At 70.1% G+C, this 17086-nt stretch carries 19 protein-coding genes; 10 read left to right on the top strand and 9 right to left on the bottom strand.

From position 1 onward, the window contains the following. The first annotated feature begins 673 nt into the window (after positions 1-673). The 7 genes from N4P33_RS01910 (at position 674) to N4P33_RS01940 (ending at position 6480) form a co-directional block, all read left to right on the top strand. On the top strand, positions 674-847 hold the full coding sequence (locus tag N4P33_RS01910) for a DUF6233 domain-containing protein (RefSeq protein ID WP_258566236.1): 174 nt from the start codon (positions 674-676) through the stop codon (positions 845-847). A 42-nt stretch (positions 848-889) separates the two neighbouring features. After that, positions 890-1762, top strand: a complete 873-nt coding sequence (locus N4P33_RS01915; protein WP_061441552.1) for a DNA ligase — start codon at positions 890-892, stop codon at positions 1760-1762. A 162-nt stretch (positions 1763-1924) separates the two neighbouring features. Then, positions 1925-2656 carry a hypothetical protein gene (locus tag N4P33_RS01920; protein WP_260824376.1) on the top strand — a complete coding sequence of 244 codons (732 nt, stop codon included), beginning with the start codon at positions 1925-1927 and terminating at the stop codon, positions 2654-2656. Between the two features lie 334 nt (positions 2657-2990). After that, on the top strand, positions 2991-3740 hold the full coding sequence (locus N4P33_RS01925) for an SDR family oxidoreductase (protein ID WP_061441550.1): 750 nt from the start codon (positions 2991-2993) through the stop codon (positions 3738-3740). A gap of 95 nt (positions 3741-3835) precedes the next feature. Next, the gene (locus N4P33_RS01930) at positions 3836-4150 is read left to right on the top strand and encodes a nuclear transport factor 2 family protein (protein ID WP_061441549.1); all 315 of its coding nucleotides are present in this window, start codon (positions 3836-3838) and stop codon (positions 4148-4150) included. A 253-nt stretch (positions 4151-4403) separates the two neighbouring features. Continuing rightward, a complete protein-coding gene (locus N4P33_RS01935; RefSeq protein ID WP_061446782.1) occupies positions 4404-5603 on the top strand; it encodes a low temperature requirement protein A in 1200 nt (399 codons plus the stop codon). Position 5604: 1 nt separating this feature from the next. Beyond that, the gene (locus N4P33_RS01940; RefSeq protein WP_061441548.1) at positions 5605-6480 is read left to right on the top strand and encodes a LysR substrate-binding domain-containing protein; all 876 of its coding nucleotides are present in this window, start codon (positions 5605-5607) and stop codon (positions 6478-6480) included. Between the two features lie 141 nt (positions 6481-6621). Here N4P33_RS01940 and N4P33_RS01945 read toward each other — a convergent pair whose 3' ends face one another. Further along, entirely contained in the window at positions 6622-7482 is an 861-nt protein-coding gene (locus tag N4P33_RS01945) for an abortive infection family protein (RefSeq protein WP_061441547.1), read from the bottom strand. 278 nt (positions 7483-7760) lie between these two features. On the opposite strand from N4P33_RS01945, the gene N4P33_RS01950 reads away from it, so the two are divergent. The 3 genes from N4P33_RS01950 (at position 7761) to N4P33_RS01960 (ending at position 9347) form a co-directional block, all read left to right on the top strand. Continuing rightward, positions 7761-8114 carry a DUF317 domain-containing protein gene (locus N4P33_RS01950; RefSeq protein ID WP_061441546.1) on the top strand — a complete coding sequence of 118 codons (354 nt, stop codon included), beginning with the start codon at positions 7761-7763 and terminating at the stop codon, positions 8112-8114. Positions 8115-8219: 105 nt separating this feature from the next. Then, a complete protein-coding gene (locus tag N4P33_RS01955) occupies positions 8220-8510 on the top strand; it encodes a hypothetical protein (RefSeq protein WP_061441545.1) in 291 nt (96 codons plus the stop codon). A gap of 15 nt (positions 8511-8525) precedes the next feature. After that, positions 8526-9347 carry a DUF317 domain-containing protein gene (locus N4P33_RS01960; protein ID WP_061441544.1) on the top strand — a complete coding sequence of 274 codons (822 nt, stop codon included), beginning with the start codon at positions 8526-8528 and terminating at the stop codon, positions 9345-9347. 171 nt (positions 9348-9518) lie between these two features. Here N4P33_RS01960 and N4P33_RS01965 read toward each other — a convergent pair whose 3' ends face one another. The 8 genes from N4P33_RS01965 to N4P33_RS02005 all read right to left on the bottom strand — a co-directional run bounded on the left by N4P33_RS01965 (position 9519) and on the right by N4P33_RS02005 (position 17085). Further along, a complete protein-coding gene (locus tag N4P33_RS01965; protein WP_061441543.1) occupies positions 9519-10211 on the bottom strand; it encodes a hypothetical protein in 693 nt (230 codons plus the stop codon). 79 nt (positions 10212-10290) lie between these two features. Beyond that, the gene (locus tag N4P33_RS01970; protein WP_054100437.1) at positions 10291-10734 is read right to left on the bottom strand and encodes a hypothetical protein; all 444 of its coding nucleotides are present in this window, start codon (positions 10732-10734) and stop codon (positions 10291-10293) included. Positions 10735-10947: 213 nt separating this feature from the next. Next, positions 10948-12690 (bottom strand): relaxase/mobilization nuclease domain-containing protein, encoded by a 1743-nt coding sequence (locus N4P33_RS01975; protein WP_260824377.1) that lies wholly within the window; start codon positions 12688-12690, stop codon positions 10948-10950. Beyond that, complete coding sequence (locus N4P33_RS01980; RefSeq protein WP_061446781.1) at positions 12687-13082, bottom strand: plasmid mobilization protein; 396 nt, start codon at positions 13080-13082, stop codon at positions 12687-12689. Before N4P33_RS01980 ends, N4P33_RS01975 begins: the two co-directional genes overlap by 4 nt. Positions 13083-13666: 584 nt before the next feature. Further along, positions 13667-13858 (bottom strand): hypothetical protein, encoded by a 192-nt coding sequence (locus N4P33_RS01990; RefSeq protein ID WP_076683664.1) that lies wholly within the window; start codon positions 13856-13858, stop codon positions 13667-13669. Continuing rightward, positions 13855-15573, bottom strand: a complete 1719-nt coding sequence (locus N4P33_RS01995) for a hypothetical protein (RefSeq protein ID WP_260824379.1) — start codon at positions 15571-15573, stop codon at positions 13855-13857. Before N4P33_RS01995 ends, N4P33_RS01990 begins: the two co-directional genes overlap by 4 nt. After that, entirely contained in the window at positions 15570-16211 is a 642-nt protein-coding gene (locus tag N4P33_RS02000) for a WhiB family transcriptional regulator (RefSeq protein WP_260824380.1), read from the bottom strand. The genes N4P33_RS01995 and N4P33_RS02000 overlap by 4 nt, the downstream gene beginning before the upstream one ends. 160 nt (positions 16212-16371) lie before the next feature. After that, positions 16372-17085: a hypothetical protein gene (locus tag N4P33_RS02005; RefSeq protein ID WP_260824381.1), complete on the bottom strand. Its 714-nt coding sequence runs from the start codon at positions 17083-17085 to the stop codon at positions 16372-16374. Position 17086 lies beyond the last annotated feature (1 nt).

Genomic DNA, 17086 nt, shown 5'->3' on the forward strand with positions numbered 1-17086 from the left:
CAGACTGCTGTCCTCACCACGGGCCTCGGACGGCAGGTCGTTCGTGTCGCCGAGCTCGTAGATCTGTTCAAGGATCCAACCCGGGACGCTCTTGTTCACCACCCCGTGGGCGAGGAATCCGCGGACCGCAGTGAGTACCTTGTTGATGCGTCCATCGGTGCGGACCGGCTTCGAGCCGGGGCCCGGCACGACGACGCGGCGCTCGCCGCCGTTCCCGGGCGTCCACCGCAGCCAGAGCATGAACAGTCCCATATCCTGGGCCGCAGTCCCCCAGTCACGCTTGGTGAGCAAGCACCAGGTCAAAAACAGGCAGATGCTCTCCGCGTACGCCTTCGTCGTTGTCTCCGCGCGACCGCGGCCCAGCCGAAGTTCCCGCAGGAACCGATCCGCCTCGTCGACCGACACCAGGTCGTCGTCCACCACAGTCCAGTACCGGGTGCCTGAAGGCATCCGCACAGGGAAAGCACGCATCCGTACCTCTTCTCCACGAGCCAATCGCAACGATCCGCCGCAGAGCCACACCCCCCGAGAACCGTCGTAGCAGGCCCAACGAGGGGGCTGACCACGACGTCACACCACGGTTCCCGAACCCCCAGAGAACGCGGACGAGGAGCGTCGCGAGGCCGAGCGACGGCAGGCCGAGGAGCGGCGACTGCCGCCCCCGGAGTGGCTGATCGAGCGGGGCCTTGACCGGAGCAGCCTGGTGGCGGTGCACACGGGGGACTGCTGGGACCCGGGTAAGCGCCAGATGCCGGCGACGCGGGAGCAGGCACGCGACGCGATACGTCAGCAGGTTCCGGCGTGCTCGAAGTGTCGGCCGGACACGCGGCTGGGCCTGCTGGAGTAGTCCGGCGCGCGGGCGGTCCGGGCGGCGTTTGAGGGTGGCGGGGTGGAGTTCCCTGTCGACGTCGCCCTGGCCGAGCTGGTGCCGCAACTGCCGACCGGGCCGCGCTGGTGGTATGAAGTGAAGCTCGACGGTCACCGGACAGTTTTGTGGCGGCTGGCTGAGACGGTTCGACTTCAAGCGCGGTCGGGTCGGGACGTGACGACGCCCTGGATGGATCTTGCCGTGGCGGGGATGGCCCTGCCGCCTGGTGTCGTCCTGGACGGCGAGGCAGTCGTCGTGGTTGACGGGCAGGTGTCGTTCGAGGCCGCTCAGGCTCGGGCGGCTTCCTCGCCTGCACGGTCGCGGGAGCTGGCGGCGCGGCACCCTGCGCTGCTCATCGTGTGGGACGTTTTGTCGTTGCCCACCGGGGACGTGAGGGGGCGTCCGTATGAGGAGCGGCGCGCCTTGATGCTGGACATGGTGGCCGGGCTGCCGGAGGGGTCGCCAATCCAGGCAGTGTCGGCGACGGAAGACGTGGAGGTCGCCCGGGTCTGGTACGAGACGCTGACCGGCTCCGGTGTGGAGGGGGTGGTGGCGAAGTCGGGGCGGTCGCCGTACCGGGCGGGTCGGTCGTCGTCGTGGAAGAAGGTCAGACACGCGGAGACGATCGACGCGGAGGTGGTGGGGTTCACGGGGGCGGCGGGTCGGCCGCGGGCGCTGGCAGTGCGGTTGCCTGACGGCCGTGTTGCATTGTCTCAGCGGCTCGGGGCGCAGCTGGCCGCGCAGGTCGCGGCGGCGCTGGTCGATGTTGCCCCGGCCGCGCGAGGTCGGGCGGCCGGAGGCGAGTCGTTCACGGCGGCGGAGCCCGGACTACTCGTCGAGGTGCTGGCGGGGACGACGAGGCATGCCGTGGTCACCGTGACGCGCGTGCGGTGAGCTGCCGCGAACCAATCGGGAGGAATAGCTGGCCTTCAGCTCGGCGAAGGACCGCGGGTCCCAGCGCACGAACTCCTCGCTTCGGCGTGGGTGTGGGCACGCCACCTCTGAGCTGGGCCTCCGTTATCCACGAACGCGCGGACACCTCGTTACGCTGCGGCCGTGACCGAGCCCTCCCCGCTGCCAGGCGACCCCTCCGAGCTACACCTGCGCATCTCCTACGACGACGGACTCTGGGACACTCCCCAGGCGGACACGCTGGAGTGCTGGAACGTGGCCGTCCTGCACCGCCGACGCGCTCATGGTGAACATCACGAGCCGGTCAGCTCCAGCGGGTGTACGACTGCTGATTGCTCCTCGTGCACAGTCGAGGACGTAGCCGTCGGCTCCATGACGTTCTACCGGGTGCACCTCGACCGGGGCCGCAACGCCTACTGGGCCATGGAGGAGGAGTCGGAGGAACTGCACGAGACCGCGCAGGTCCTCCTTGATCCCGAGACGGGTTCCTTCACCGACGAAGTCAGCGAACAGTTGGAGTACGTCGGCTCAGCGCTGCTCGTCATGAATCGCGTGACGCTGGATCCGCCATGGCGCGGGCACGGCCTGGCGGCCGTGCTTGCCTGCGAGGTGATCACCCGGCTCATGGCCGGCTGCCGCGCCGTCGCCTGCTCGCCCGGCATCACCGATCTCAGCAGCCATCGGCTGACGGCCAGAGCCGAGTGGGACCGCGTGAACGCCAAAATCGCCCAGGGGTGGGAGAGCCTGGGGTTCCGTCCCTACCGAGACAATGTCTATCTCCTGTCTCCCGCCTCGCAGGATCTTGAGGAGCAGCGCGGTGCAATGCGCAGGCGTCTTGCCGAACTCCGTGGCTCCTGGCGGGCTAGCGCTTCATGACCAGCCCGCCAGCGCGTGAGGCGAGCTGCCTGCTAACCCGGCGCCCTTCTCGGTCCGCAGGCAGTAGTGGATTCGCCTGCCGCAGAAATGCGGCAACTGGCGGGGGCGTCTACAGCCAGCTGCGGATATGGACCTTTGACGGCGTCGGGGCGACGTCGAGAGAAAGGAGGAAGCCAGCCGCTCTCCGGCGCTCCGATCCGCTGACTGGGGGTACCGATGATGCTTGTGGAGCGACCCAGAACTTCTGTTACCCGATGCCCGGAATGTCCGCCTAGGCTCGTCTGTGGAACGTGATCAAGACGATCGCCGACAAGGACGTGAGGGAGTGCGGAGCATGACTGAGAACACGCTGCGGGACAAGGTCGCCGTCGTCGGCGGTGGCGAGAAGAACCTGGGCGGGCTGCTCAGCAGGACGTTCGCGGAGGCCGGGGCGAAGGTGGTCGTGCACTACCACAGCTCTGAGAGCGACGCCGAGCAGACGGTCAAGGCGATCCAGGAGGCCGGAGGGCAGGCCGTCGCCGTCCAGGGCGACCTGACGAAGGTCGCCGACGTGCGGCGGCTCTTCGACACGGCCGTGGACACCTACGGCGGCGCCGACATCGCGGTCAACACCACCGGGATGGTGCTGCGCAAGCCGATCCTGGAGACCACCGAGGAAGAGTACGACCGCATGTTCGGCATCAACGCCAAGGCGGCGTACTTCTTCATCCAGGAAGCCGGTCGCCGACTGAACGGCCACGGCAAGATCATCAGTATCGGCACGTCGCTGCTGGCCGCCTTCACCGACGGCTACTCCACCTACGCCGGCGGCAAGGCGCCGCTGGAGCACTTCACCCGGGCGGCGGCCAAGGAGTTCGCGGACCGCGGGATCTCCGTGAACATGGTGGCCCCGGGACCGATGGACACACCGTTCTTCTACGGTCAGGAAACTCCGGAGCGGGTGGAGTTCCACAAGTCGCAGGCGATGGGCAACCAGCTCACCCAGATCGAGGACATCGTCCCGATCATCAGGTTCCTGGCCACCGAAGGCTGGTGGTTCACCGGTCAGACGATGTTCCCCAACGGCGGCTACACCACCCGCTGACCTCGTACCCCTCCCGACGCGGGCGACCCGTCCGGCCCCGGGCACGGCCGGGTTCGCCCGCGTCGGCGCCTCGCGCGAAACACCAGGAGGTCGTGATGACCGCACATCCGAGTGACCCCGCGGTGGCCGCCTTCGTCGCAGCCGTCAACGCCGGCGACAAGGACGCCTTCTTCGCCGCGCTGACCGACGACGCCACCATGTCCGACGACGGCACCGACCGTGACCTCGTCGCGTGGGCGGAGCGTGAGATCTTCTCCTCGAACGGCCGCATGGACGTCGAGGACGTCTCCGCCGACGGCCGGACCCTGACAGCCACGTATACCAACGCCACCTGGGGCAGTATGCGCACGCGGTGGGCCTTCACCGTCACCAACGGCCGCATCAGCCGCTTCGAGACCGGCCAAGGCTGACGCGGTCTTCCTCTGCCATTGGGGGGTACGGGGCTCCCACGGGAACACCCGCCCGGGAGCACGGATTGCTCAGCGGCCCAGCTCGTGGCCAGGGGGGCGTGCCATGCCGGCCCAGCTCGCGGCCGGCGGGCGGGCGGGCTATCAGGCGGTACCGGGGGATGCGTGCAGTACGTCGTCTATGCCACCCACGCCGCCGATTCGCGCGCGACAGAAACCGGTCAATGACGACGGCCGAATGCGGAAGGAAGACGTGATGAGCGGCCAGGCTGACGTCGCCCCGACGGGACTGCTGCGGCGGGTGATGCGCGGGCGGGATCCTAGGGAGGAGCACCGCGCGGCTACGCCGCTGGAGCTGTTGTTCGACCTGACCTTCGTGGTCGCCGTCTCCCAGGCAGCGGCCCAGCTTCATCACGCCCTCGCCGAAGACCATGTCGGCTCCGGGCTGGCCGCCTATGCGGCAGTGTTCTTCGCGATCTGGTGGGCGTGGATGAACTTCACCTGGTTCGCCTCCGCCTACGACACCGACGATGTGCCCTACCGGCTGCTGACGCTCCTGCAGATGGCCGGCGTGCTCGTACTGGCATCAGGTGTGCCCGCCGTGTTCGAGGACGGTGACTTCACACTCGTCGTGATCGGCTACGTGGTGATGCGGCTCGCGATGGTCACTCAGTGGCTGCGCGCCGCCATCGAGCACCCCGAGGGCCGCAGCGGCGCACTGCACTACGCCGCCGGTATCACCGCGGTGCAGATCTGCTGGATCGCCCGCCTGTGGACACCCGACGCCTGGGCCTGGACCACCTTCCTAATCCTGGTCGCAGCCGAGCTGGCCGTACCGGCATGGGCCGAATACCGGGGCCACCCCACCAGCTGGCACCCCGGTCACATCGCCGAGCGCTACAGCCTCTTCACCATCATCGTCCTGGGCGAGGTGATCCTCGGCTCACTCGCCGCCGTCCGCTCCGCCGTGGCCGACCACGGCCTGTCCACCCCCGTTCTCCTGATCGCGATCGGCGGCCTGCTGCTCGTCTTCGCCCTGTGGTGGATCTACTTCACCGGAAACGAAGCGCGACTGACCACGCTGCGCACCGCCTTGGTCTGGGGGTACGGCCACTACGTGGTCTTCGCCGCGCTGGCTGCGATCGGCGCGGGCCTGGAAGCGGCGCTGGACGCCGCCGAACACCACGGACACCTCTCCACCCGGGGTGCCGGACTGTCGGTCGCCGTCCCCGTGGCGATTGCGCTCCTGATGCTGGGGGCACTGCACCGGGCCACCCGTACCGGAGCGGTGGGACACGCCCTGCTGGTCCTCGCCGGTGCACTCGTGGTCCTGGCTCTGGGCTTCAGCGCACCCGCCCTGGGAATCGGCGGCGCCATCCTGGGCATGGGCCTGGCGGTGGCCGCCACGCTGACAGCCAACCTCTTCACTGTCCGCCATCGATCCGAGAGGCGTTGAGGTGCGCCTGGACCTGAACAAACTCGACCACCTGATCGCCGTCGCCGAGGAAGGCAGCCTCACCCGCGCAGCCGCCCGGCTCCACCTGTCCCAGCAGGCCCTGTCCACCTCCATCCGGGCCCTCGAACGCGAAGTCGGAGTCCCGCTGCTGGAGCGCAGCAGCGCGGGCGTCACCACGCTGCCCGCCGGAGCGGCCCTGATCGAGGACGCCCGTGTCCTCAACGGCATGGCCCGCGCAGCCCTGCGCCGCGCCCGGCACATCGGACGCGGCGAGACCCAGGCCCTGCGTATCGGCTACACCCCCGCCGTCACCGGCGACGAACTCGTCACCCTGCTCGCACCGGTGACCGAAGCCCACCCCGACATCACCCCCGAGATCCACCAGCGCTACCCCTCCGAGCTGACCGCCGCCCTCCTCGCCGGCGACCTCGACATCGGACTGTGCCGCGCAATGACGCCCACGCACGGTCTGACCCGCACCACCCTCGGCCACCATCGCCTGCACATCGCCGTCGCCTGCGACCACCCCCTGGCCGCCCGCACATCCGTGACCCTGCCCGAACTCGCCCATGAGACCTTCCTGGTCTGGGGCACCCCCGGCCGCTCCGGCTACACCGACCTCCTCATCGACCACTGCCGCAACGCCGGCTTCGAACCGAACAGCGAACGCACCGCCCGCCAAGGCACACCCCCCATCACAGCAGTCATCGGCACCCGCAACATCGCCTTCGTCACCACACCACCGGGCCCCGCAGCGGGCGGCAAAGCGCACGTCCTCACCCTCGAACCCCCCATCCACGCGCCACTCCACGCGCTCTACCTCCCGCACACCACATGCCCCAGCCGCACCACCTTCCTCACCCACGTGAGGATCTAATCTGGCTCTATCGGTGCGCCTGGACCCACTCGTAGGCCCGCCGGGACCGGTGGCGGGAGGGCCAAGTCGGCGAGCTGAGTTCACGCCCGCGGGGTGGCGCGATCTGCTCCACCCGGAAACCTGGCCCTCTTCGCGAAGTAATCAGACCATTGTCTTGCGCCACGGCGCGGCGGGGTCCGAGAGCGTGTCGAGGATCAGCTCGCACCAGGTCACGGCAGCATTGACCGTCAGGCGGGCATGACGCACTCCAAGCCCAGACGGTGCGCTCGCCTGACCGTGACCGCTGCCGAAGCCCTGGTTGCGCAGTTCGGCGACGCCGACTGCGATGTTCACCGAGCCCGAAAGGATTCTCTTCACGGCCTTGCTGCCGTCCGGCCCATCAGGAGCCGAGCCAGCGTCGAGCTTCAGCGACTTCTGGACCGTGCTGATCAGGGCCGGGAGCGCGGCGTTCCGGTCGACCTCGATGTTCAGCTCCCCAAGGGCGGTCTTCGCCGTTGCCTCGATGAGCTGCTTGGCCGCGCCGATGGCCCCATGGGGATCGGTGGTCAGGTCCCTCCGAATGCGCTCCAACTCGATCGTGATGCCGGAGGCGTCGCTCAGGGTGCTGAGGTCGCGGACCAGCACTGGCGGGTTGGACCAGGAGATCCTCCCCTCCTTATCGAGAGTGAAGCCGTCCCGCTCCAAGCGGACCCTGATGTCGTCAAGCCACTTAGGAGTTCCCTGATCGTCCGGGTTCCGGTACGCGCGGATGAAGTCCTCGAAGACCAGGAGTACACGTCGAACCTGGTTCGGATCCGACCAGTCCACACCCTCCGCGTAGAGCATGAATTCAGTCCGCCGCTGGCCTGAATCCTGGTACTTCAGCTCATCTGGCGGGATGGGCGCGAACCCGTGGTCCTCCCACAGTTCGGCGACAATCCGGACGGTCAGGTCCGTGGCCAGAGAGCGGAAGGCGTTGCGGGTCGCCGGGCTCACCAGCTCCCGCCGTGCGGTGACGGTCATGGTCTGAAGATAGGAGCAGACCCTGACACCGTCACTGTCTTTTCCCAAGGTGATGTCTGATCCATGCCGAGCCTGTCTAGCCAACCAGTCTGTGGTTGTGGCTGATTTAACCGTTGGTCGTGAGATTCGGCCACGGAATCTGAGATGCCACACTGTCGACGGACGGCAGTTCGCCGGGGGCAGACAGGAATGTTCTGGGAAAGACTGGCCAACGGGCGCGAGGGCATGTCAACGTAGACGACCTTGCAAGAAACCCCAGGTCAGAGAGGTGATTGCTCGTGACCGTAGCCCCTGCGGGCCCCGGTTTCTCCACCACTGTCGAGGCCCTGCGACTGCGGGAGTGGCAGCTCGGCCCCGGTCAGCCGACTCTGGTCCTGGACCAGTTCTCGGCCGAGGACTTCCACCTGATCGTTGATGATCGCGCGGACGTGCACGTCAGCTCCAAGGACGGCCGGTTCTACCTCGGTTGGTTTCCGCACGGCCGACCCGGCACGGACGGCGAGGGGTGGAAGATCGCTGTCACCGGCACCGCTCAAGTCCGCGGCTACCACATGTCGTTCGACACCGAGACGCCGGCCGACATCGTCGCCGCCACCGTGGCGAGGGTGCTGCAGACCTCACGCCGCCTCTGACAGCGCGGCCACCGATACATAGCGCCCGTCCTATAAGCGCTGGCGGTGCCGTAGGCCGGCCCGGCTCCACCGCCCCCGTTTCCCTCGAACCCCAGGAGGCTGTCCGTGACGTCCCCGGAGATGACCGTCGGCGATCTCATCGATCTGTTGTCCGGCTGCGACCGGAGCGCTCCGGTCCGCCAGGCCATGAACCCGTTCTTCCCGATGGCGCACCGCTTGGCGCAGGTCCTGCAGTCGGTCGACGAGACCGGCCAGACCGTCGTCTACCTCGCCGAAGGGCAGGACGAGGACGCACAGCTCGGCCACCTTCCGCCGGAGGTCGCCATCGCCCTGACGTGGCAGGGCCCCGTCCAGGCGCCCCCGCGCCGCCCTCGCCGCCGTGCCGGCGGCAACTAGACACGCACCGAGCCCTTGGAGGCGCCCCTGTACCCCGACCTTCCGCCCGACCCGTCCGCCCCGCGCGGCGGCCAGCCCGCGTTCTGGGTCGGCCCCCGGCACCTAGCCGGTGACGACGGACGCCTCTACGACGTCGTCGCCGACGCACTCGCCGGCCTGGGCTGGACGAGCCTGACGATCGTCCGCGGACGGCACGAGCCGGACGAGGAACCGGAGGACCGCCAGGTCCTGCGCAGCACCGTCCTGCACATCAGCCCCGACGCCTTGCGTTGGGCCCAGTGGGGGCTGGCGGACGAGCCGTTCCACCTGGGCGGGCTGCCGGTCGCCTGGCAGATCTCCGCTCGCGCCGAGGCGAGCAGCCCGCTCGCCCAGTGGTCGGCCTACTTCACCCGTGACGTCCCCGGCGAGGCGGTGGTCGACTTCCTCGTCGCGCTCGACGCAAGCAACCAGCCTGCCTCGGCGCTCGCCGGACCCGAGCTGGTCCTTGACGCTGTCGCCGCCCACGGCTGGTTCCGCGACATCGACCAGCCCGAGGCGGCGGCGATGGACCCGACGTTCACCTCGCACATCAGCCTGGGGGAGGTGCCGCCCCTCATCCAGGACGGCGACCTACGGGCCCTGTCCGCCGGGGACGACGAGACGAGGCCGGCCGGATGGCAGGCGTGGGCCGAGCCCGTACTCGGCGCCCCGCTTCTGTGGGTGGCCTCGTTCGCCGCCAGTGTCCCGCACGATCTCGTCGCCGCCTTCGCCGCCTCCCTCAGCTCGACCGCACCGGTCCTGCGGCGGGTCCTGCCCGAGGCCACCCAGGAGCGCCTCCTGCGCGCGCCGGCCATTTAACGTCCCGCGCACCCCTCTCGACGATCGCAGTCCGGCATCCTCCCAGTTGGGGGTGCCGGACTTTCTTGTTTCACGGGCGAAGTGGCCGGTCGGGTCGTTAGTGCTTAGCCCATAACGCACTGCTGCCCCCGACCGCGACGGTCGGAGGCAGCAGCGTGACGTGCACGCAGGTCAGCTCGTTGCCGTGGCCTTGGCGAGGGCCTTGTCGAGGTGGCGGTCGACGAGGGCCGGGGAGCCGGAGAGGACCAGCAGCAGGTTGCCGTCGCGGATCGCGGTCTGCTTGACCACGGTGCTCCGGCCCCCGGCGATGTACGTCAGAAGCAGGCTCCACTGCTCATCACCGCCGACGCTGGGCGCGGGCAGCTTCTGCGAGGTCACGTCGACCTGGGTGCCACCGGCGACGACCTGATAGGCCGGGCAGCCTGTCATGGCATCGAAGATCCGGCCGGTGCCGTCGGAGAGCTTCTTCACGCTGTCGCTGTACAGCTCCTCGGAGATTTCCGAGGAGCTGTAGCCGTAGGTGAAGTCCGCCTTCGCCTTGTGCGGGAAGGCGAGTGTGCCGCCAGTCGCCGCGTCACCGCCCAGCTCGCTCAGGGCCGGGCAGCCGAGGACGGTGACGTCATCGTGCTGGGCCGGACGCTCCGGCTGGGGAAGGTAGCCGCTGCCGAGGTCGCGCGGGTCGAGCAGGCGGGACTCGAGCGCGGCCGAGGAGAGCGCGGCCGGCTCCTGGGCGACCTCGGTCGGCTTTCCCGTACGGGAGGAGGCGGTCCGGTGCTTGGACCCGGGGGTGTCGGTGGAGCAGGCGGGCACGGCGAGGAGGGCGGCGGTGATGCCGAGTGCGGTGGTGGCGACGCGAACGCGCATGACGGAACTGACCCCTTGGTGCTAGGCGACGGGTGGTCAGTGCGGGCCCGCGGGCCCGGTGGGGTCGTAGGAGTGGTGGTCAGTGCCCGAGGTGGCGCAGGCAGTCCTCGAACGTGGCGTGCGTCGAGTCCGCCGGCCCGGAGTGCCGGTTGTACCAGGCGGTGTCGATGCGCGTCTCCAGCTGCTGGTGTCCGGCCCGGCAGCGCAGCCAGATCTCACCGCGGGTGGAGAGGATGAGCCAGTCCCGGTACGCGCCGCACTCGGCGCAGGTGGCCATCTCGCCGTCGAGGACCAGGGGCTGCTTCCACGGCATCATCTTGCCCTCGACCTGGTCGTGGCTCGGCACCCGCAGCTCCGGCGGGAGGAAGTCGTCCACGATGGCGGTCGGCTCGGCGGGCTGCGGCTCGGGCGCCGGCACTCCGATGCCGGGCGGGACCTGTCCCTGCATCTGCGCGTGCAGCTCGGCGAACCGTTTCTGAGCTTCGCTCGGCCCCTTGGCCCTGCGGCGTATTCGGTGAAACACCCTGGCGTCCTCCTCTACCTCGGCACCTCGTCCTGCGCGTCTTCATGATCGTGCCCCACGCCGTCGGCGGTTTCAATTCACAACGTCCACAGTCCCTTCGGCCAGGTCAGCACGGGTGTGGCCTCTCGGCTGCCCGGGTGACGAGGAGGCCACGACGCATGTCTCGGTACGGCACAGCGGCGATCCGGGGAGCCTGCGTGCCGTCTGGTGTACTTATCGGGCCTGACGCGGTGACTCCTCTCCGCTGCGCCGCCTGCCGGGCGTGGAGGGCCTGGTCGTCGCCCTGCGCGTCGCGGACCGGTTCGCTGCGGTGCTGGTCTCGGGAAGCTGGGAGGCATCGGCGGGCAGGTCGGCTGTCCGTCGCATCCGCCATACGAGCACGTCGCTGATGGAGTCCGCGGTGCCCAGTTCGCGCCGAGCGGCAACGTCGGGCAGGAGGGCGGCCGGGTTGTGGCCGGCGGCTTCGGCTTCCGTGATGGTCGCGGCCAGGGCGTACCAGCCGGGTTCGGCGAGGATCTGCTCGGCCAGTTCCGGGAGCGCCTCGCGCAGCAGCGCGGTCTGCCGCTGGAGCATCGGCCGGCTCAGACGTCGGCCGCGCTGGTATAGCACACCGAGCGGCTGGGCCGAGGCGGCCTGGTAAGCGGTGCGCAGGTGTTCGGCGGCTCGGGTGGCGGCCTCGGCCTGCTGGGCGTGGCCCTTCCGGGCGTGCCAGTGCGCGGTGGCGGTGATCAGGAAGAACAGCATGTCGATCGCCATCGCCGTGGTGGCTCCGTCCTCACCGCGGCCGAGGGCCGGGCCGCCCTGGACGAGGTCGCGGGCGGCCTGTCGCAGGGCTCGATCGTGCCCGCGTACGGCGCGGACGTGAGAGCGCGAGGCCCGTTCGAAGGCCGTTGCGGCGTCGTGCAGTTCGCGGCGGGTGTGAGCGGCGGACGTCTTCGCGAGGGCGTCCAGGACCTCGCCGACCGCGGCGATGTGGGCGGCGGCGACCCCGTCCTCGCCGTGGTCGCCGACGAGCACGGCCTGCCACACGGCCGATGCCGTGCCGCGGCGCGCGGAGGCCGGACTGCCCGGCCCCGTACGAATCGCTTCGTCCCGCCGGGCCGCAGGGACATCCTGCGCATCACCGGACCACCGCTCGCGGATGCGAGGCAAGGACAGGTCGGGAGCGAGGCGCGCGCCGGGGTAGAACACCGGTTCGCCGTCCTTGTTCAGGTCGTCGGGCAGGGCGACCTTGTATCCGAGCAGGTCACCGGAGGGCGCGGCGCGCTTGCGGATCAGCAGGCCGGCGGCGGCGAGGCGGTCGAAGAACTCCTCGTCGCTTCTCGCGCCGGCCACCGCACGCCGCACGGATTCCCGCAGTTCCTCGCGGGCGGTGCGCTCGCGGCCCTGGCGCTGGGCCTTGTGGCGCTCGGCGCTGGTCGGTCGTTGTGCTGCGGTCCCGTCCCCGGTGCTGAGCTGCTTGAGCCCGTACTCGGTTTCGATCAGGCGGGCTTCGGCCTGGGATCGCTTGGCGTCGTTGTTGAGTCGGGGGCGCCGGCCGTCTTCGCGGACGAGCGTGGCGATGATGTGGATGTGGTCGTCGGCGTGGCGCACGGCTGCCCAGCGGCATCCCGCCTCGTCGGCGGCCGGAGCGATGCCGGTCGCGGCGACCATGCGTCGGGCGATCTCCCCCCATTGCTCGTCGGAGAGAACCAGGTCGTCGGGTGCGGCCCGGACGGATAGGTGCCAGACGTGCTTGGCCGGGCGGCGCGACTCCGCGAGCGTCTGGACGGGCTGGTCCAGGAGCTGCTGCAACTGTCTCTTCGTAGCTTGAGGATCGCGACCGGGGTCGGGAGCGAAGCTGTCCCATGCCGCCACGAGATGCGGATCGACGTGCTCCTCATGAGTCCCTTTGCCGTAGAGGTAGATGAGCAGGCCAAACGTGTTCGAGCCACGCTTGTGGACGCGAGGGATCAACCGGTTCGCCTTTCGGTGTCGAGGTAGTGCTGGATGAAGGCGTCCACGCGCTGGGTGGCGCGCTGGACGGCGCCGAGTACGGCTTCGGCGTAGGGGACGTCGGCACCGGAGTTGGCGGCCTTAGCTACCTGGTTGACGTTGTTGCCGATGTGGCCGAGGTGCCGGCGCACAGCGAAGAGCTCGTTGTGGACTTCTCGTTGGGCGGCGATTTCCGCCGCCGTACGGTCGAGATCGTGGGCGGCTTTGAGAGCGGCGTGGGCGAGGAAACTGGCGACGCTCATGTGGCACACGGCGGCTGCACGAGCTAGGAGTTGGTACTCGTCGTCGTTCATGCGGCAGCTGGGCTGGCGCATGCGCTTGTTCTCGTCGCGCAGGCGCTCACGCTGTTGCACATGCGGCTTTGAAGGGGCGGTGTGCGTGCAGTGCGCACTGTGGCAGGCGTGCTGGTCCTGCCCCTCGGGATGCGAGCCGCCCTCGGTCGCATCCTCACGGATCGGCGCCCCCCGGTGCCGTTCCGCTCCCGCCACTCCAGGGGCGGGGAACGCAAGAGCATTGCTCCCCTCGGGAGCAATGCTCTTGCGATAACTTGCTCGCCCCGAGACCGAGTTGGAGTCGGGATCACGTTCCGGGGTGGTACCGGTCTTGGGTGCGTTCGTCATTGGGATTCGGGCCTCGTAGAGCGGGTGCGTTGCTGGATGGTTGCGGCCAGCGCGAGGACATCGGCGGGGCTGGCAAGGACGCGGACCGGTTTGTTGGGACGGTCCTGGACGAGCCACTGTCCGGTCGGCGTGAGGACGACGGCGTGGAGGAGTTGTCGGCGGACGAGGACGTCTGCCCAGGCATCGGCTTCGGCGGTGGTGGGCCCGGAAAAGCGAGGGGGACAAGGAATCATGGCGCACCTCCTAAGAGGGGCGGCGGCCCGGCTTGAGCCGGGCCACCTTTGCGGATACGGGCCCTGAGTGGGGGTTTTGCCAGCTCAGCCGCACTCGGGGCAGCGGCCGACGTGACTGTTGAGCGCGCGGGCCATCCGCTGTTTCGCCGAGGCTGCCTGCTTCGCACTGGACTTCGCCGCCGGCCTGCCCGCATGCCGCTCGGAGTGAGCGAGCATGAATCCGATCTCTCGCTCGTACTCCGAGCGGACCGTCTTGAACTGGTGGCAGGTCTTCATCGGGCGGCACTCCTCGTCGTCGTCATGTCCTCGTTCCGCAGCTCCTGGAGGACCAGGCCGAGTCGGTCGTTACCGACACCCGTCAGGCCCTGGCGGCGGATGATTTCGCGCAGCTGTACCCGGGTGATCGCACCGTTCCCGTCCCGTTCGAGCAGGGCGGGAACATGGGGGCGCACCTCTCGGACCAGCTGGCGCTCGGACTCACCCAGCTCGCGTGCCTGGCGCTCCGTCTGCGGAGAGCGGGACCGGGCACGCTTGTCCTTGTTCTTCGTCCGGGACGTCCTGGTCGGCTTCCGGCGAGGGACCTTGTGTCCTCGGTCCTGGGTGGTCTCGGTCCCGGACTGTGGGGCGGTCGGTCCTCGGTCCTGGGTGGTCTCGGTCCCGGACTGTGGGGCAGTCGGTCCTCGGTCCTGGGTGGTCTCGGTCCCGGACTGTGGGGCAGTCGGTCCTCGGTCCTGGGTGGTCTCGGTCCCGGACTGTGGGGCAGTCGGTCCTCGGTCCTCGGTGGCCTCGGTCCCCGTCTTCGTGTTGCCTGGTCCCCGATGAGAATCCGGGTCCTGAGCTGCTACTTCACGCGTGCTGTGGTCGGTCCTCACGGCCGCTGCGTCCCGCGCTGCGGCTTCCGGTCCGGCGAGTTCGGTCCCCGAGACCGCACCGTCTTCAGAGGGCTTGGTTCCCGCGGCCGTCCCCGTTGCGTCGCCCTTGGTCCTTGCGCCGACCTCGGCTTCCGGGTCCGCCTTCTCGGGGACGGATCCCCGAGGAGACCTCGGTCCTCGGTCCCGGACCGGCTCGTCGGGACCGGGGGCGGGGACCGTCACATTGGATGTCGGTTGTGCGGGGACCGTGGCCGCCGATGCGCTGCTGTGCGCCGGGGACCAGGGAGAAGGGAGCGGGACCGTGGCGAGCGCCAGCGCGTGTCGCCGGGCGGCGAGCTGGTCGAGCAGCTGCGCCCGCTGGAGAGGGTCGGTGCCGACCGAAGCCCTGCCGACCGCCTTCGACAGGCGTCGCGTCAGTCGCCGGCCGCGACGGCTCTGCTGCTGCTCGGGTGTGCGCTCGGCGAGGCGGGCGGCGAGGGTGACCGCACGGGCGGTGGCCCGGTCCCGGGTGATCTGCGCGGCGTCCCGGTCCCGCGCGGCAATGCCCAGGCGGGACAGCAGCCGCTCGCGTGCCTCCCGGCCCAGGACGGCGAGCAGTCCGTGCGAGGCTGCACCCGGGGTGCGCAGGCGCAGTTCGATGCCCATGGCCAGGTGCCACAGCATCGCCGCCATGACCGGTCCGACGAAGGCGCGGACCGTGCCGCCGATGGGGCCGCTCTCAGCGTAGGCGGGGATCACCTGCACCGTGGTGATCACCCAGACCAGCGTGCCCGGCAGGCCGGGGGCGCCTTGAACGGCGAGGTTCTGCCGTGCCATCAGCGCCGTGGCGAACAGGGCGAGTTCGGCGGCGGCGAACATGCCGGCGCGTTCGGCGGTGCCGGCCATGTCGAGGTAGTCGGCGGCGAAGCGCCAGCTGGTGTCGGCGCTGTAGGCGGTGCAGCCCAGGGCGGCGACGGCGGCGACTTTGACCGCCGGGCCGCCGAGACGTTTCTGCGAGCGAGTCCCCCGGCGCCGGACCGCCCAGGCGGTCAGCACAAGGGCGAGGGCGGCGGGCACGACGGCGGCGAGGAGGAGAGGGAGGTCCGAGGTAGCACCGAAGGCGAGGACAGGGTGGGTCATGCTGCCTTTCCGAGAGGGGCGTGCGCCGGGGTCGACGCCGCCAGGCGGCCTGTCGGCTGCTGAGTGCCGGGAGCTGCGGGCGCGGGGATGCCCTTGGCCTTGGAGGTCTTCTTCCGCTTCTTCTTCCGGCGGGGCACGCCGTAATTGCGGTCGCGGTCGAAGACCTTGTTGGCCGCTTGCCGGAGCAGGTCACGGGCGTGCTTGTGGCTGATCTGAAGGGCGGCGGCGAGCCGGTCGGGCTGCCAGCCCCGGACGTAGGCGTGGTCGATGGCCACCTGCCGCTCGGCTTCCGTCAGGTGCACGTCGCGTCCCTGGAAGAAGGCGGTCACACGCCGGTAGTCCAGGCGCCGGTGCAGGTTGTCGTGCAGCGGGCGCCGCTCGGCTTCGGTGAGCCCGCCCCAGACGCCTTCCTTGAGCACGTTCTCCAGGGCGAAGCCCAGGCACGCGCGGCGGACGGGGCACCAGCCGCACAGCTCCTTCGCCTCCGCGATCTCCTCGTGATCCCGGGGCCCGGGGAAGAACACGGCGTCGGCGTCCTCGACGTCCATGCCGTGGCACGCTCCGCGGACGTGCCAGCTGGTGTCTGCGATGCCGCGCAGGCCGGTGGCCGGCGCGTCGTGGGTGGTGATGTGGCGCAAGGCGAGTCTCCGATGTGCTGCCACACCGGCCGGCTAACGCAGTGCGCGGCGGGTGCGGCGTCGGGCGCCGGCTGCGGCGCGTGGGCGTGCGCCGCAGCCGGTGCGGGACGGTGAGGTTGCGGCGGTGCAGCAGACGGGATGCACGCGCCGGAGGCGCCGGTCAGGCCAGGGCGGGCTGCTGGGCCTGCTCGGCGTGCTGGGCCTGATGGGCGGCGAGATCCACACGGCCGGGGTGCGGGGTGGCGCGCGGCGTGATGGCGCGTACCCCGTCGTTGGGGCCGATCCGGCGGCGCCGGCACGGCTCGCCGACCGGGGCCAAGCACCACTCGCATCGCACGCTCAGGGCATCGGGCAGCCCCTGTGCGACGGCGGCTTCGCGTGCTGCCCGGGCGGGCCGGAACGGTGCGAGAGCGGCTCGGGCGGCGGGCGGTATGCAGGAGCCGATCTGGTCCAGCCGAGCCTGCAGCCTCGGGTTGATTCCCTCCTGGCTGCTGGTGATGGCCGGGGCATACGCGGGCTGCGCTGTGCCGGCGGCGACGGCGTGGCGGGTGCCGACCAGCTCTGCGGTCCAGGCGGCCTGGTCATCCGGGTCCGCGGACGGTGTGGGGTCCCAGTGGAGGGCCAGGCGGTTGCGCCGGTAGCTCTCCCAGGGGCGGACCACGTCCGCGGGCTGGATCTGGTATGGCGAGGCGCGGTAGTGCTGGCGGGCGGCGGCGCGGGCGTCCCAGCCGTGCGGGGTGGCCATCGGCACGTCGCCGAGCAGCTCGTGCCACTGGGCCAACTGGTCGCGGGCCTCGCCCTCGTCGGTGCGGATGCTGCGGGGGTCGAGTCGGCCGATGTAGGCCAGCAGGGCGGCGATCTCGCGGCGGTCCACG

This window comes from Streptomyces sp. 15-116A (assembly GCF_025290915.1).
Classification (GTDB): domain Bacteria; phylum Actinomycetota; class Actinomycetes; order Streptomycetales; family Streptomycetaceae; genus Streptomyces.